The sequence below is a fragment of the Anaerococcus hydrogenalis genome, from assembly GCF_002871895.1.
Taxonomy (GTDB): domain Bacteria; phylum Bacillota; class Clostridia; order Tissierellales; family Peptoniphilaceae; genus Anaerococcus; species Anaerococcus hydrogenalis.
Map to the genome: position 1 here is coordinate 375,876 of NZ_PNHP01000001.1, position 16,198 is coordinate 392,073.

At 25.7% G+C, this 16,198-nt stretch carries 19 protein-coding genes and 1 other RNA gene; 15 read left to right on the forward strand and 5 right to left on the reverse strand.

Annotated features, from left to right (window positions below; translation table 11 throughout):
• The first annotated feature begins 4 nt into the window (after positions 1-4).
• From CJ192_RS01825 to CJ192_RS01845, 5 genes are all read left to right on the forward strand, one after another.
• The gene (locus CJ192_RS01825; protein ID WP_102197548.1) at positions 5-358 is read left to right on the forward strand and encodes a hypothetical protein; all 354 of its coding nucleotides are present in this window, start codon (positions 5-7) and stop codon (positions 356-358) included.
• A gap of 63 nt (positions 359-421) precedes the next feature.
• A complete protein-coding gene (locus tag CJ192_RS01830; RefSeq protein ID WP_102197549.1) occupies positions 422-727 on the forward strand; it encodes a hypothetical protein in 306 nt (101 codons plus the stop codon).
• Between the two features lie 289 nt (positions 728-1,016).
• Positions 1,017-1,331: a hypothetical protein gene (locus CJ192_RS01835; protein ID WP_102197550.1), complete on the forward strand. Its 315-nt coding sequence runs from the start codon at positions 1,017-1,019 to the stop codon at positions 1,329-1,331.
• Positions 1,332-1,339: 8 nt separating this feature from the next.
• A complete protein-coding gene (locus tag CJ192_RS01840) occupies positions 1,340-1,672 on the forward strand; it encodes a hypothetical protein (RefSeq protein WP_102197551.1) in 333 nt (110 codons plus the stop codon).
• Between the two features lie 483 nt (positions 1,673-2,155).
• Positions 2,156-2,410 carry a type II toxin-antitoxin system RelB/DinJ family antitoxin gene (locus tag CJ192_RS01845; protein WP_102197552.1) on the forward strand — a complete coding sequence of 85 codons (255 nt, stop codon included), beginning with the start codon at positions 2,156-2,158 and terminating at the stop codon, positions 2,408-2,410.
• 339 nt (positions 2,411-2,749) lie between these two features.
• On the opposite strand, the gene CJ192_RS01850 is transcribed toward CJ192_RS01845, so the two are convergent.
• The 4 genes from CJ192_RS01850 to CJ192_RS01865 form a co-directional block, all read right to left on the reverse strand.
• Positions 2,750-3,157 (reverse strand): hypothetical protein, encoded by a 408-nt coding sequence (locus tag CJ192_RS01850; protein WP_102197553.1) that lies wholly within the window; start codon positions 3,155-3,157, stop codon positions 2,750-2,752.
• A gap of 176 nt (positions 3,158-3,333) precedes the next feature.
• Positions 3,334-3,759, reverse strand: coding sequence for a hypothetical protein (locus CJ192_RS01855; protein ID WP_102197554.1), 426 nt, complete (start codon positions 3,757-3,759; stop codon positions 3,334-3,336).
• Between the two features lie 10 nt (positions 3,760-3,769).
• Positions 3,770-4,105 carry a hypothetical protein gene (locus CJ192_RS01860; RefSeq protein ID WP_102197555.1) on the reverse strand — a complete coding sequence of 112 codons (336 nt, stop codon included), beginning with the start codon at positions 4,103-4,105 and terminating at the stop codon, positions 3,770-3,772.
• Complete coding sequence (locus CJ192_RS01865) at positions 4,072-4,656, reverse strand: hypothetical protein (RefSeq protein ID WP_102197556.1); 585 nt, start codon at positions 4,654-4,656, stop codon at positions 4,072-4,074. The genes CJ192_RS01860 and CJ192_RS01865 overlap by 34 nt, the downstream gene beginning before the upstream one ends.
• Before the next feature lie 222 nt (positions 4,657-4,878).
• Here CJ192_RS01865 and CJ192_RS01870 point away from each other — a divergent pair, with 222 nt between their 5' ends.
• The 6 genes from CJ192_RS01870 to CJ192_RS01890 all read left to right on the forward strand — a co-directional run bounded on the left by CJ192_RS01870 (position 4,879) and on the right by CJ192_RS01890 (position 9,478).
• Complete coding sequence (locus tag CJ192_RS01870) at positions 4,879-5,070, forward strand: ribbon-helix-helix domain-containing protein (protein ID WP_219721363.1); 192 nt, start codon at positions 4,879-4,881, stop codon at positions 5,068-5,070.
• Between the two features lie 86 nt (positions 5,071-5,156).
• Positions 5,157-5,489, forward strand: a complete 333-nt coding sequence (locus tag CJ192_RS01875; protein WP_102197557.1) for a hypothetical protein — start codon at positions 5,157-5,159, stop codon at positions 5,487-5,489.
• 1 nt (position 5,490) lies between these two features.
• Positions 5,491-5,811 carry a hypothetical protein gene (locus CJ192_RS01880; protein ID WP_040397288.1) on the forward strand — a complete coding sequence of 107 codons (321 nt, stop codon included), beginning with the start codon at positions 5,491-5,493 and terminating at the stop codon, positions 5,809-5,811.
• A 6-nt stretch (positions 5,812-5,817) separates the two neighbouring features.
• Positions 5,818-6,081, forward strand: coding sequence for a hypothetical protein (locus CJ192_RS09180; protein ID WP_146001765.1), 264 nt, complete (start codon positions 5,818-5,820; stop codon positions 6,079-6,081).
• A gap of 515 nt (positions 6,082-6,596) precedes the next feature.
• Positions 6,597-7,379 (forward strand): sigma-70 family RNA polymerase sigma factor, encoded by a 783-nt coding sequence (locus CJ192_RS01885; protein ID WP_180960874.1) that lies wholly within the window; start codon positions 6,597-6,599, stop codon positions 7,377-7,379.
• 1,268 nt (positions 7,380-8,647) lie between these two features.
• Complete coding sequence (locus tag CJ192_RS01890) at positions 8,648-9,478, forward strand: tyrosine-type recombinase/integrase (protein WP_102197559.1); 831 nt, start codon at positions 8,648-8,650, stop codon at positions 9,476-9,478.
• A gap of 267 nt (positions 9,479-9,745) precedes the next feature.
• Here CJ192_RS01890 and ssrA read toward each other — a convergent pair.
• Positions 9,746-10,102, reverse strand: a transfer-messenger RNA (tmRNA) gene (gene ssrA / locus CJ192_RS01895).
• A gap of 157 nt (positions 10,103-10,259) precedes the next feature.
• On the opposite strand from ssrA, the gene CJ192_RS01900 reads away from it, so the two are divergent.
• The 4 genes from CJ192_RS01900 to CJ192_RS01915 are packed head-to-tail and all read left to right on the forward strand — an operon-like array spanning position 10,260 to position 16,194.
• Positions 10,260-11,393: a glucose-1-phosphate adenylyltransferase gene (locus tag CJ192_RS01900; protein WP_004816575.1), complete on the forward strand. Its 1,134-nt coding sequence runs from the start codon at positions 10,260-10,262 to the stop codon at positions 11,391-11,393.
• Between the two features lies 1 nt (position 11,394).
• Positions 11,395-12,510 carry a glucose-1-phosphate adenylyltransferase subunit GlgD gene (gene glgD, locus CJ192_RS01905; RefSeq protein WP_102197560.1) on the forward strand — a complete coding sequence of 372 codons (1,116 nt, stop codon included), beginning with the start codon at positions 11,395-11,397 and terminating at the stop codon, positions 12,508-12,510.
• Positions 12,511-12,520: 10 nt separating this feature from the next.
• The gene (gene glgA / locus CJ192_RS01910) at positions 12,521-13,951 is read left to right on the forward strand and encodes a glycogen synthase GlgA (protein WP_102197561.1); all 1,431 of its coding nucleotides are present in this window, start codon (positions 12,521-12,523) and stop codon (positions 13,949-13,951) included.
• A gap of 2 nt (positions 13,952-13,953) precedes the next feature.
• Complete coding sequence (locus tag CJ192_RS01915; RefSeq protein WP_102197562.1) at positions 13,954-16,194, forward strand: glycogen/starch/alpha-glucan phosphorylase; 2,241 nt, start codon at positions 13,954-13,956, stop codon at positions 16,192-16,194.
• Positions 16,195-16,198: the final 4 nt, after the last annotated feature.

A 16,198-nucleotide genomic window follows, 5' to 3' on the forward strand; every position in this document is an offset into this window, starting at 1 on the left:
AACAATGATATATAAAGTTTTAAAACCAGAATTATTTATACCAGAAACAAAACTATTAGGAAAATACAAATTATGGGAGAACAGCTCAACAGTACCCGTCAAAATTTGTCATAGCAAAGATTTTGGCACAAAAGAAGATTTTGAATATTTGTCTTATAATTCTTTTTGGTTTGGATTTAACACCGAAAATCATGATCTAGTAATTGATTGTAGTTCATACGGTGGAATGTGTGGCTTTAAATTCACAAGAGAGGATCTAAACAATAAAGATTTATCGAAAATTGATAAAGATTGTATTATTTACACATTTAACTTGATTGATGATTTAATAGCTAACAGAATAATCACAAAAAAATAAAACACACCCCACCGACCAAATAAAAATAAAAATTAAAATAAATAAGATTGGAGATATAAGAAGATGGACGAAATAAAATATAACATTAAGGCTTTAACTGATAATATAGACACTTTAGGTACTGATGTACTAGCTTTAAAAGATTTATTATTTGTACAAGGGACTATCGAGGACGGAAAAAGATTAGTTTTAAGTAGAGATGTAAGAACGAATTTTGATTATATTATAAATATAACAGTCGATAGGATAAAAGACGAGGTGGAAGATTTAGAAACTATTATTTATGATTTAGCAAGAAGTCAAAAAATCTTTACCGACCAAGGAGAAATAGAAAATAAACCCCAAGCTATCAATGAGGGCATACAATAGGCAAAATATTTCACAGGATAAGTCTAGAACGAAAAATATATACTTAGGCATAAATTCTATGGATAGTATATAAAAAACTCTTAAAACGCAAAATAAGACGTTAGAAAAATAAAAATAAACTAGTAGGCAAAAATGAGAAATAAAAAAACAAAAAAATAGACGCCAATAAATAAGCAAATTAAATTGGCGTCAAACTTTAAATAAGTAATACAATCAAATTTATTGTATCACTGGATGAGAGTTAATGCAATAATAACGAATAAATTTTAACAGTTAGGAGTGTGAGAAAATGAAAGTGAAAGAAGAATACATGATAAAAAGATTAGAAGAGTTTAGCAAAATTTACTTAAAAGATATTAAAGAATTAGGAAAAGACATATTAATTTATGGAATGGAAAAATTTGAAACTGATAACGGTAAAGAAATGATGTTGTCAGACGGTTATCCAAGCGTTGGGATAGAAGCGAGCAAAGAAAAATTATATCTTTATGTTTGTGATATGTTTGGCTTAAACATGAAAATTGATATCACAAAAATAAAAGGCTTAGAAAAACAATCACAAGAAATAAAAAAGGCGATTTTAAGTGATGAAATAGAGTGTTAGGGGTAAACATGGAAAATATAACTATTGAAACTATAAGAAATGACTTAGAAAGTATTACAATAAATACATTAATTTTAAAAGATCTAATTTTTATAAACAACAACATAAAAGGCAATTTAGAACCTCAAAAAATTGAAAGCTTAGAAATAACAATATCAAACTTATCAGAAAGCTTATATGCAGAAACAGAACAAGCTGAAAAAAATCTTTTTAGATTAATAAGCCGTGAAAAATTAAAAAGTTTACAAACTGATTTAGATGATTTAGAAAGAGATATAAGACAATTTAAAGAACGCAAAGAAGAAGAGGAGGACGAGGAAGAAGAGGACTTTTATTATTAAAAAAAATATGCTATAGATCAAAAAAATAAGATTGATACGATATATAAAAAATAAAAAAATAGAACGGGTATAAAAATAAAAGGGTTGCAATGGTTGGGCAACTCTTTTTTTATGTAAAATAAATTTAATGATTAAGTTAGGGCATACAATAGGCAAAATATTTCACAGAATAAGCCTAGAATGAAATATATATACTTAGGCATATAAATATATGGCTAGACTATAAAAATCTCTTAAAACGTAAAATAGGACGTTAGAAATAAAAATTATTTTTGAATACATAAGAAAAAAGGGTAATATATATTTGAAATACAAATTAAAAATAATTGTATCATGGTAGTATGAAAAGGCAGGGTAATTATACCTTGCTTTTTTATTGCTTATTTATATGATCTCCAAGTATTGAATTTAAAATAAAAGATAAGCTATATACCAATTAATTTTATTAAAAACAATGATATAATAACAATTAAGAGGTGAATTATGGCAGAATTAAAAATAAATGTAGATGATCAAGTCAAAAAACAAGCTGAAATAGTATGTGATGAAATGGGAATATCTTTGTCGACTGCTATTAATATTTATCTTAAAAAAATAGCTAGAGAATACAGAATCCCTATAGAAATATCAATTGATCGTTTTTACAGTAGAAAAAATATTGAATACCTTGAAGATAAGTTTGATAATTACAAAAAAGGCGATGAAAAAATAATAGAAAAAGATTTAATTGAAGAATAATAAAAAAATAAGGGTATAATTAAATTATAGGATTTTCAAACATTCAAACATATAGAGGACACGCTTATATTAAAGGCGTGTTTTTTATTTGCCTAATTTGTCTTTTAGTATGACCCTAAAATATTAAAATTAATTAATAATCTAATGATTTTATAGGCTTTATTGATTTATTAATATAAATATATGGCTTAAATATTAAAATCGCTTAAAACGTAAAATAGAGTCTTGAAACATACTAAAGAAACCAGAAAAAGGAAAGTAAATATATCTATAATGAAAACCTTTACAGATTAGAGATGATATTTCATCAAATAAAAAAAAGAGTACGCTTGTACCCTTTCAATTAAATACCCTTATTTTACGCCACGGGATATTAGAATCTTTAAACTTTGATTTATACTTTTGATTTGCTAATAGTACATTATTCAAGTTCGCTGTATCCCTATCCCTATTTCTAATTAATATGTTAGTTTTAGCTTGTTTTAGTGATGTATCAATCAATATAAAATCTACATCATAATTTTTAAATGCTTGTAATTCTTTATCAGTAGGAAAACAAGTAATATGGCATACTTTATCATTATATTTTAATAATTTCAAAGTAAGATTTATTTGATCCTTTTTCTTAGAAAATTCAGGCATAAAATCAAGGTCAGTAACAGTTTTATAATGTTTATTTGCGTAAGTAGTTTTACCAGAACCGATAAAACCACATACAAAAATGATTTTTTTTCCAAAATTTTTCATATTCTACTTTTTCGCATGATAAAAAATGTACAGTGATGGCTGAACTCCGACCGAGCTTGGAGGGAGGGGGGTATCCCCCCCTCAACGTTAAAAAATTTTTTTAAAAAATATTTTTATAAAATTTTTATACAATTATTCATTTTTAATCAATTATTATTAATTAATATTTTTTTAATTTAATAATTACCGAACAAACTCAAAGAAAGATGTATCAATGTATCGTTAGCTATGTTATACAAGTGAGCCTTGCTATAATGATATCTATCCTTTAAAGCTTGTATCTTATTACTTTTATATGGCATTCCATAGATCACTAATGTTATATCTTTATAGGCTTCACTTATATTATTAAAGGCACAATCAATCTCTTCAATAATACTTTCATTCTCTTTGATGTTAGTCCTTAACATATCTATTTCATCATCAATACTTGATTGGTTATTATCTCCAATCAATTCATTATGTGTATTGTTATTATCAAAAGCTAATGTACTATTATTAATTAATTCATTAATTCTTTCATCAGCTCTTATAATAAATCCTTGGGCATAGATATATCTTTTCAGTTTATCCTTAACTAAATTTGAATAAAATTCTTGCATATATTTTTCTTTATAAATTTCTTAACCATTCTTCAGTATCGTGGTTAAAATATTCATCCTTTTTGTTCTCATTACAACGTTTATTCATATCACTAATTTTTTTATCTTCTTCTTTTTCCTTTACTTCATCAGATAACATCTTTGAAAGATTTAATAAATCTTTTTGAGACATTTCCTCACTTTTATTGTTATCTAATTTTCGTATAAGTTTTCTAATTCCATACTCTTCTGATTTCCCCGTTGCTTTCATTGCAATGATTTCTAAATTTTCATTAATAGATTTTAATAAATCACTATCGTTGTTTTTATCATTTACCAAGTTAAACGAACTCTTGTTTTCTTGCATTTATCTTCTCCCTTATCTTTCATGTAATGATTTCTATAATATGAAGTATCAACAACATCTTTCAAAAAGAATCTTGTTTGGTCATCAATTTCATTAGAAATATTTCTTTCAGTCCAGTAACCCTTATCAGTCATAGTTTCATTTCTATAAATTTCATGAATAAGATTAACAGACTTATCAACTACACCCCAAATATCAGAATTTAAACTATCGGCAGTTTTACATAAGTCTAGTACTTCTTTTTCCTTGTTTTTTAAATAAGAAGTTGTTTCATCAATAACACTTTTTTCATAAGCTTTGACATTGAACTTTTTAGCTTTTAAATTAGACTTTAAAACTTTTAGATCATTAATTTCTTTTTGCTTTTTCTCAATTTCCCTATTAATATCTAGGTAACTATCAATATCTTTTGGATCACTCAACTTTTTTTTAAGCTTATTAATCTCTATGTTATTATCATCAATCTTGTCTTCAATATCTCCAATTTGCTTATCACGATTACTAATAAAATTATCATAATCATTTTCTAATTTTTTTACACTATCTAACATTATATTTTTTATGCTCCTTTCATAATAAAATAACCCGTTTTTACTAAGATAATTATAACATTATTAGCGATAAAATTATAATAAAAATAAAAAGAATTAATGTAATTCATAAAATGTAAATACAATGTAATTTCATTATTTTAAAGACGTATGATAATATATAATAAATGTATTGCAAAAAATAAAAATATAAGTTAAAATAAACCACGAAAGGAAAAAATAATGGGACTAGATAAAGTTAAAAAAGGACGTCCACCAATGAAAGCAAACGAAAAGAAAAGACATATCTATAGCATAAGAATAGACGAAAAATTAGATAAAGAAATAAAAAAGCTTGCTAAATTGGAAAAAATAACAAAAACCGAACTAATAAGAAAAGCTGTAAAAGAATATATAGAAAAAAATAATATATAAAATATTTCTCCAAAAGAGATAAAAATTTATACCCGAAATAAACCAACCAACCAAATTTAAAAATAAAATAAGAGGTATAAAATAAAATGGAAACTTTAGAAAAAGCAATATTTCAAACTATAGACCAAATAAAAGAAATAAGCTTAAAGCAAATATCAAGCTATGGTGCTGAGTTGTTAAATCATGGCATTAGATTAGAAAAATCAGAAAATAAACGTGAAGTCGTAATGTGTGAGGGTACACCAACAATAAAAATAGGAGTAAGCCCAATAAGAACATATTTAAAAATAGAATTATATGAAAATATCTACATTACAAACTTGTTATTTACAGAGGCAAGGGGACATTGTGGAAAAATAAGAGAAAATATAATGGAAAATAAAATGAATATGAGAGAAGAAAAACTATTGGAGATCTAAAATGTACGTTGATCAAAAAGAAATATTTAAAATAATAGACGACTTCAAAGAAATTTATTTAAAAGAAATAAGAAACCAAGGAAAAGATATATTGCTATATGGAAGTAAAAGAGAAAAAACATCAAAAGGCTATGAAATAACTCTATGTGAGGGATTTCCAACAGTGAAAATAGGCACAACAAAAATAGGCGTTTATCTAAAAATACAATTTTATAATAATATATCAATAACGGATATAATGTATAGTCAAGCTTGTAGTCATACCTTAAAATTACTAAAAGCAATAAATGAAGATGTGATAGAGTACGGACAAGAAAGGTGATAGACTATGGAAATAAACACAATGAAAAATGATTTTTATAAAATAAGCTTTCTTGATATATTTGACGGTATAGACTTCTTAATAAAAGCCGATAGAGATATTAATAATATATTAAAAGGTGATATAGTATTTTTTAAACAAACAAATAAATTAGATAGTGAAATAATAGCAGTAGTAAAAAATGATAAAGCACTTATAATCTCCAAAGAAGATTATCAAAATGAAAAAATAATAGGAGAAATAAAGGGTGTATATCATAAAATAAAATAGCGATAAAAAGATTAGGCATAGGAATATGCTTAATTTTTTTACATAAAAAAAGACTCCTAAATATAAATTTAGAAGTCATAAAAATATAAAAATAAGAGGAATAATGTTTCTCATAAAATATTATACTTTAAAAAATAAAAAGCATAAATAAGGAGCGTTATTTAATAATATTATATATTTTAAAATCTTAAAATCAACAAGAACAAAAAATATAAAAGAAATATTAAAACAATCTCCAAAAGCGAATAAATAAAATTAATGATCACATCAATAAATACATATAAATATAAAAACATTGAAATATCAATAAAATAAATTAACAAGCTATTTCACAAGAAAAAAAGACTTCATAAAATGCGATATAAGGCAAGTTAAAAATCAAGACATATAATTGTATAGGTAAAATAATTATGAATATGTAAAAATAAAGCCTTAGACGTATAATTAAAAATAAATACCCCCGTTTTTACTAAAAACCATAATAACCTAAAAATACAATTGTTAGGGGGTGCAAATTGTCAGCTTATGGAGATAATGAAAAATTATTAAGAGAGTATCAGAAAACAAAAGATATAGAATTAAGAAACCAAATAGCCCTAAAAAATTATAATTTAATATACATAGGCATAAGACCTTATTATATAGCAGGAATACACGATAAAGAAGAACTAGAACAAGAGGGATTTATAGCCTTATTGAAAGCAGTTGAAAACTTTAATATAGAAAAAGGGTACTCATTTTCAACCTATGCTATTTCTTATATAAAATCAATAACACGATATAGACTTGATTATAATACTGATACAAGTCTTGACGAATCTTTAAAGTCAATAGAAGATGAAAAAGTAACCAGACTTGATTTACTAGAAGATGAAAAAGCAGATGTATTCAAAGAATGTGAAAATAAAGATATAATTTCAAATATTAAAATTTTACTCAATGATGAAGAAATAGAACTTATAAAACTAGCCTATATCTATGATTTATCATATAGAGAAATAGAAAAGAAAATAGGCTTATCAAAAACTCAAATAGGACGTAATTTGCAAAACATAAAAATAAAAATAAAGGGCTGTAGACAATTCAAAGAATATAAAGAGCAATATTATCAAGAAAATGAAATAAGCTATCTAAAAGCTACTAATTTTTCAGTGGATAAAACAACAAAAGCAAATAATAAAGATCCTCAAATATGGGCGACATTATTTGCAAGGGAAAAAAGAGAAAAAAAGTGCATGAAAAATTTTATGAAAGATTTTAAAAGAGAAATAAGGGCAGAATATAAAAATAAACCTTGAATAATCTCCGAATATTAAAAGCAATTTAAAAATACAAAAATTAGGCTTCTTTATTTGAGATATAAGCGATTTTATATTTAAACTAATACAATTATATTGTTAGAACAAATAAAAGCTTATATAGTTAAAATTATAAAGAATTTAAGGTATGAAAAAATCTATTAATCTTTAATTGAAAAAATCCCAAAAAATAATAGTTGAAACTAAAAATCAAATATGTATAATATATTCATGTAAATAGATATAGCATACTTGCATAAAAGACGGCATAATTCAATTGCCGTTTTTTGCTTTTATAATATCAATTAATAAATTTGATTTTAAAGGTAAAAGATAATATAATATACATGAGAAAAGAAAGTTGTTCAATGAACACGCAAAAAGACGAGAGGCACTAACTCCCGTCTTTTTTGTTTAGGCTAATTATCGTTATTGTTATAGTGGCAATCTAACCATTTGATGATATAGTGAGAAATTATAGCACCCGTGATTGACACTAAGAGAGAATGTAGAAAGTTGTTCAAATGAATCACCCCCTAACTGATATCAGTATAGGAACGATAACAAAAATATTATAACATAAAAAATATAAATTCTAGGAAATTACAAATATAAAATTGACAAAATTTCAAGAAATGAAATACAATAATAAAAAGTGAAATGATGTTATAAAATAACACCAAAAAAGGCACTTGAAACAGAAATAAAAAAAACTGTTTTGAGTGTCTTTTTTTATACCTTAAAATAAAATAATAAGATCTAAACATAAAAATCATAGAATAAAAAATATAATTTTTATACAGAAAAAACCTTAAAAAATACAAGGTAAAAAACTAGCAAAAACCCCCAAAAAATACTTTTGACCCCAAAAACCCAAAAATCGACCGATTTTACCCTTATAAACATTTAAAAATAAACATTCTAACTTTCAAAAAATACTTTTGAGCAAAAAAAACGAAAATTTGAAAAAATATCCCTTTTAAACGTTGAAATATAAACATTATTAAGTTAAAAAAATAGTCTGAGCAAAAAATCACCAAAAACAAGGTTTATAATCTCCAAAAAATAAAAATAAAATAATAGATAAATATTGAAATCTCAACATCATAGGAATTATGATTTAATACCTTAAGGCATAAAAATATGAAACATAATATATAATTATGTTTCACTTAAAAAAACTTATGATAAAATTGAAATACCAATAATAAAAGCATATTAAAAATAAAAATACTTTTTTAGGCGATTTTCAAGAAAAAGGGGGAAAAATGGAAAAAAAGAAAATAAAAGAATATACTAATTATTTAATAAATAACCAACTATCAGAAAATACAATCAAAAAATACAAAAGAGAATCAGAAGAGTTAGAAAGCTACTTAAAAAATAAAAAACCAACAAAAGAAAATATAATTTCATACTTGGAGATTTTACAAAAAAAGCAATATAAAAAAACAACACTCAATAATAAGATCATATGTATAAACAAATATATAAAATATATCTCCAAAGATCCCGACAATAAAAAAGGCTTAACATTAAAACCAATAAAAACCCAAGCTAGAGAAATACCGAACGCAATAACCCAACAAGAATATGACCGAATAATGAAACAAGCAAAAACAAAAGGCACGCCTAGAGATGTGATCATGTTACAATTATTTTTAAATACAGGAATAAGAGTATCAGAATTAAAATTCTTTACAGTCGAATCACTAAAAAAAGGATATATGGAAATAAAAAATAAAGGAAAATACAGAATTGTACCACTAGCAAAAAAATTAATAAAACAAGGCAAAGAATACGCCAAGAAAAATAATATAAATCAAGGAAGTATAATAATAAGCAATCAAAAAACACCAATAAGCAGGGCGACAGTATTCAGGAGATTAAAATACTTGGGAGGACAAGCAAGAATTAAAAAAAGCAAACTACACCCTCATAGTATAAGACACCTTTTCGCAAAAAACTATCTCCACGACAATAAAGATGATATTTTAAGACTAGCCGATATATTAGGACACGAAAGCCTAGAAACAACAAGAATATACACCAAACTAGACACGGACGAATTAAGAAAAACAATAAAATACAGAGGATAAAACAAAAAAGACACTAATTGTAGAAATAAATTAATACCTATAATTAGTGTTTTTTTATTGGAAAATGGAGATTTTAACGGACTTTAATTAATAAGGAAAAATAAAAAATATTTAACAAATGAAAAAAATAAAAAAATAATTTTTTGAATGGCTAAATATAAACGTTGAAACAATCAAAAGAGATGTAAAAAAGATGATAAAATTATTAGTACCTTTTTAGTACTCCAAAAAAATAAAACCTTGAAAAATCAAGGCTTATAATATATATGGTGGAGATGACGGGATTTGAACCCGTGTCCGCACGAGTCTTAATAAAAGCATCTACAAGTTTAGTAAGTATTTAATTTTTATCTAGTACTTATCTACTTACAAATAACTTACTAGACTAGCTTTATAAATACTAAATATACTCAAAGTTTTGTATATTAGTTGCCACATAAAATTATGAAACAAACATAAACTACTGTGGCTTAGTTTATATTTGCTGCTTGCCTAAATTAGGCAGCTAATGCGAATTGTCTTTCGCTATTATTGTTTGCATTTATATTTAATTTTCAATTTTACGAATTGATAAACGACTTGCAGCTTAAATCTTAACAAGCACGTCGAAACCAAAACATCCCCATATTTGATTAATGGTAATATTATACTCAATTATTAATTTATTTCAAAATTTTAAATTTGATGAAAAGCTTTTATCCTTTAATTTATTTTATGAATTTTTGGGTATTATTATATTAAGTCATTCAGATTAATTGAATTGAGAAATATAGGAGGACTTATGAGAAATAATAATAAAATTGCTGCTATGCTTCTTGCTGGTGGGCAAGGATCAAGGCTAAAAGCTTTAACTAAAGAAATGGCAAAACCAGTCGTGCCATTTGGTGGTAAATATAAGATTATAGATTTTGCCCTATCAAATGCTACTAATTCAGAAATTAGAGATATTGGAGTTTTAACTCAATATAAACCTCAACTTCTAAACAAACACTTAGGAATAGGTGCTGCTTGGGATTATGATAGAAATTTTGGTGGATTAAGAATTTTAACACCATATTATACTGAAGAAGGTGGAAGATGGTTTGAAGGAACTGCAGGGGCAATTTTTGTAAATATAAATTATTTGGATAGTATTGATCCTGAATATGTTCTTATTCTTTCGGGAGATCATATTTATAAAATGGATTATACCAAACTTCTTGAAGAACATACAAAAAAAGGTGCTGATGCTACTATAGCTGTTATGGAAGTTGATTGGGATGAAGCGTCAAGATTTGGTATTATGAATACTGATGATGAGGGAAGAATTGTAGAATTTGAGGAAAAACCAGAAAATCCAAAATCTAACCTTGCCTCAATGGGAATTTACATTTTTAACTGGAAAGTTTTGAGAGAAGCTTTGATAGAAGATCATAAAAATCCTGAATCTACAAATGATTTTGGTCATGACATAATTCCTTACTTATTAAATAATAATAGAAATCTTTTTGTTTATAAATTTGATGGTTATTGGAAAGATGTGGGAACCGTAAAATCATACTGGCAAGCAAATCTTGATTTAATTGATCCTGAAAATCCTCTAAATATTCAAGACGATTCTTGGAAGATTTATACAACTGCATTGAATTTACCTCCTCATAGAATTGGTAGTAAGGGTATTTTAAATGATGCTTTAATAAATGAAGGATGTATTATTGATGGAGAAGTTAATAATTCTGTTTTATTTTCAAATGTAAAGGTTGAAGAAGATGCATGTGTAAATAATTGCGTTATTTTATCAGGTGTAACTATAAAAAAAGGTGTGAAAGTATACAATTCTGTTATTACAGAAGATATGGAAATTACAAAAAATATTGGAGATAAAAATTCTACATCAGTTTATCTTGTAAGTAAAGATGGAATAGAGGAGGAATAAGATGCAAAATATACTTGCTTTAATTTATAGTTCAGAATTTGATGAAAAAAACTACGATACCCTTTGTAAGATAAGACCGGATTATATGCTGCCTTTTGGCTGTAGGTATAGAATTATAGACTTTACCTTATCAAATATAACAAACCATAATATATCAAGTGTTATTTTATATGGTGGTGAGCCTTTAAGGTCAACTCTTGATCATGTAGGTGATGGAAGAAATTGGGAATTAAATAGAAGAAGCGGTGGTTTGATGATAAATCCACCAGTTTATAATAGGTCTAGATTAGCTAATGAAATAGAAACTTATTATAATACAATGAAACATTTCATTAATAATAAACGTCAATATATTTATATAACTAATCCAATGTATATTTCTAAGGTTAATATTACAGATGCTTATGAAAAAATGGAAGAAGAAAATTTAGATGCTTTAATCTTTACCCAAACTAAAAAAGATGATTATGGCTACTATTTAAATAGAAGAATTATCAATACTGATGAAAAAGGATACCCTTCAAGTGTTGGAATAAATTTGGGACTTGAAGAAGAAATAAATTTATTTACAGGATCTTTATTAATTAAAAAAGATGTTTTTATGGATCTTTTAAGATATTCTATCGAGAAGAATAATGCAACAAATATTCTAGATGCCTTATTTAAATATCCTAAGAATAAATCTTTAGGCCTATATAAATCAAAAGAAAGTCTAAGAGTGATTATGGATACTTTGACATATTTTGAAGCTAGTCTCGACTTGTTAGATAGGGATTATTTTGATGAAATATTTTATAAACAAGGAATGGTATACACAAAAAGCAAGGACGAACCATCTACCGAATACTTAAGAGGTTCCAAAGTAAGAAATTCCTTGGTTGCAAATGGTGCAATAATTGAAGGTGACATAGAAAATTCTATTATTTTTAGGGGTGTTAAAGTTAAAAAAGGAGCAGTTATTAAAAATTCTATAATTTTCCAAAATTCTGAAATAGGTGAGGGTGCAATCCTAAATCATGTTATTACTGACAAAGATACAAAAGTATTTGAAGATGTTAAGCTATTTGGAAACAGAACTCATCCTTACTTAACTGATAAGGGAGAGCATATTAAATAAGGAGTTTTAAATGAAAGTATTATTTTTAACAAGTGAGGCTGATCCTTTTATTAAAACTGGAGGACTTGCAGATGTTGCAGGTTCTCTACCAAAAGAACTTGTAAAAAAAGGTGTAGATATAAGAGTTTGTATGCCTTTATATTCAAGTATAGATCAAGCTTATAGAAAAAAAATGAAAAAAATTAAAGAGTTTTATGTAGATCTTGATTGGAAACACCAATACGCTGGTGTTTATTCTTTAAAATGGGATAATGTTGAATTTTATTTTATAGATAATTTGGAATATTTTGATAGACCAAATGCCTATGGTTATGATGACGATGCTGAAAGATTTATATATTTCTCAAAAGCTGCAACTTTGCTTGGAAAAGAAATAGATTTTAAGCCAGATATAATTCATGCCAACGATTGGCATACTGCTCTTGTGAATATTTATGTAAATGATTTTAGAAAAGGTGATGAGTTTTTTGATGATGTAAGATGCTTATTTACAATCCACAACTTAAAATATCAGGGGGTTTTTGATTCTGGATACTTAACCCTTACTGGCCTTGATGGATACTATTTTAATGAACATGATTTAAAATATTTTGATGCAATAAACTTTATGAAAGGTGGAATAGTTCATTCAACTGCTTTTAATACTGTTAGTGAAAATTATGCTGATGAAATAAAGTATCCTTTCTATGGTGAAGGACTCGATGGGGTTATAAGAGAATACCAAGGAAAATTATCAGGCATTGTAAATGGAATTGATTATGACGTATGGAATCCTAAAACTGATAAAAATATTTATGAAAATTATGATTTAAAATCATTAAATAAGAAGCTAGAAAATAAAACTAACTTACAAAAAGAATATGGTTTGCCTGTGAATCCCGATGTACCTATGATTGCTATTTGTTCAAGACTCACATCTATGAAGGGATTTGATCTTGTGAGATATATTTTAGATGAATTATTACAAGAAGATATTCAATTAGTAGTTCTTGGAACCGGTGATTATACTTATGAAGAAATGTTTAAATATTTTGAGTGGAAATATCCAGACAAGGTTGCAGCAAGAATTTATTATGATGGAAAAGAAAGTCATGAATTATATGCAGCAAGTGATTTATTTATGATGCCTTCAATTTCTGAACCTTGTGGAATTAGCCAATTAATAGCTATGAGGTATGGATCATTGCCAATAGTTAGAGAAGCCGGTGGATTAAAGGATACAGTAAAGCCTTACAATAAATATACTGGTGAAGGAACAGGTTTTTCATTTGAAAATATTAATGCCCATGAATTACTTTTTGCAAGCAAGAATGCTATAGATTTATATAAAAATAATAAAGAAGCCTTTAATAAATTAATAGAAAACGCAATGAATGAAAAGAACGATTGGGAAGAGTCTTCTAAAAAATATATAGATTTGTACGAAAGTATTAAGGCTTAGTGATGGAAAAAGTAAATAATTTTATTTTAAAAAGAATACAAAATTTTTTGTATTCTTTTTATGCTAAAGACGTTGAAGATGCAAGAATAAATGAAATTTATGATGGTCTTGTAAAGGCACTTTTACAAGATATAGGAAAAAATTGGTCAGATTCTAAGAAATATTATGAAGGTAAAGAGCTTTATATTTTATCTTTTGAATATAATCCAGGGAAATTTTTATCAAGTGCAATCAAATCTTTAAATTATGATAAAGAAGTTGATCAATGTTTATCTATTCTTGGTTTATCTATGGATGATCTAATAGCTTATGAAAGGGAAGCAAGCCTTGGAAATAGTGAAATAGGCTTTGGATCATGGTATCTTGCAAAAGAACTATCTAAAAATAAAATAAAGTCCATTTCATATGCACTAAGATATGAAAGTGGAGGAATGAAGCAAAAAATTATAGATGGAAGTCAATTTATTAATTCTAATGAGTGGTTATATAAGGGAAATAAGTGGGAACATAAGAAGGCTTTTTCTTATATAATAAAAATGGATAATAAGCAATTAAAGTCTGTTGCATATGATATGCCCATTTTTAATGAGGAAAATGATTATGTAAATACATTAAGACTATGGAAGGCTGAATCAATTAATAAAATTAATTATTTAAATAATACTAGTGGAGATTTAAAGAATTTTTATAATGATTATATTGATAATAACTCACTCACTCAATTTTTATATTTGGATAATTCAACATATGAGGGGAAATTATTTAGGTTAAAGCAAGAATATTTCTATAGTGTATCATCAGTTCAAGACATCCTAAGAAGGTATTTTAAAAAAGAAGATGATATTAGGAAAATAGATCAAAAAATCAAGATAATCATCTCTGATATTCACCCAAGCTTATCTATCCTTGAATTTATAAGGTGTTTAAATGTCGGTTATGGTTTAGAATTAGATGAATGTGTGAAGTTGAGCAAAAATATTTTTAATCATATAGGTTTTCTTCTTACTCCTGATTCAAGAGAATATTATGATATAGAAATGATTAAATTGATCGATGAATCTATGTATGATGAAATTATAAATTTAGATAAGTACTGTAAGGATAAATTCGATTTAAATATAATTGAAAATCAACAACTAAGATATGATAGAGTCAATTATTGTTTTGTTGGAAAATATTTTTATCTTTCAAAAACATTTGTAGAAAATTATAAAATTGATTATAAAAAGTTTTCGTATATTAATTTTGGTATAGATAGGGATATGTATGCTAGTTCTAATAATATAAACTTAAAAAATGTTCTAAATAATTATAGAATAGATATAAACAATGATGTTAGTTTGGAAAAGTTAAATGACTTGAAGAATAACTCTAACTTAATTGACGATTTAGAAGAGGCTAAATTTAAGAACAAACTTGACTTTATTGAATGTTTTGATCTTGATAAAAATAAGTCTCTAAATCCATACTCTATTTTTGATATGCAGCTTACTATGTTTCATGAAGCAAAAAGGCAACTTCTAAATGCCATAAATATTGCAAGTATTTATTATATATTAAAGGAAAATTCAAATATTAGCATAAGTCCAACAACTTATATATTTTCTGGTAAGGCCAATGATGGATATTATATGGCAAAGGAAATTATTAAATTTATTTTTGCCCTAAAACACATGATTGATAAGGATAGACTCATTAAAGAAAAGATAAAAATAATATTTATTGAAGATTTGAATGTTGAAAAGCTTAAGCTTATTTATCCAGCCTGTGATGTTTATAGTAACTTAACCTTACCAATATTTGATAATCAAAGTTTTGAAATGATGCATTCGATTTTTAATTTCTCAAATGCAATTTCAAGCAAGGGTGGAGTATTATCAAATTTCAATAAGGAAAATAAGATTTATACCTTCGGAAAAACTTATAATGAGTTGGTGAGAACTCAAAAGACATATAGTGCTAATGATTTTTATTATAAAAATGATATAATTAAAATTACGGTTGATAATTTGATAAACGAAGATTATAACAATTTGCCTTATAATTTCAAAAATATTTTCGATTATATAGTTTCATACAATGATTCATTTTTAATTTTTAAAGACAATAAAGATCTATTGGATATTAGGTTAAAGTTAGGAAAAGATTACCTAGATAAAAGGAAATGGATAAACAATGAGATTGCTAATATTTTGTGGGCAAAAGAATTTAATCTTGGCAAAAATTTAGAAATATTAAAATAGGAAA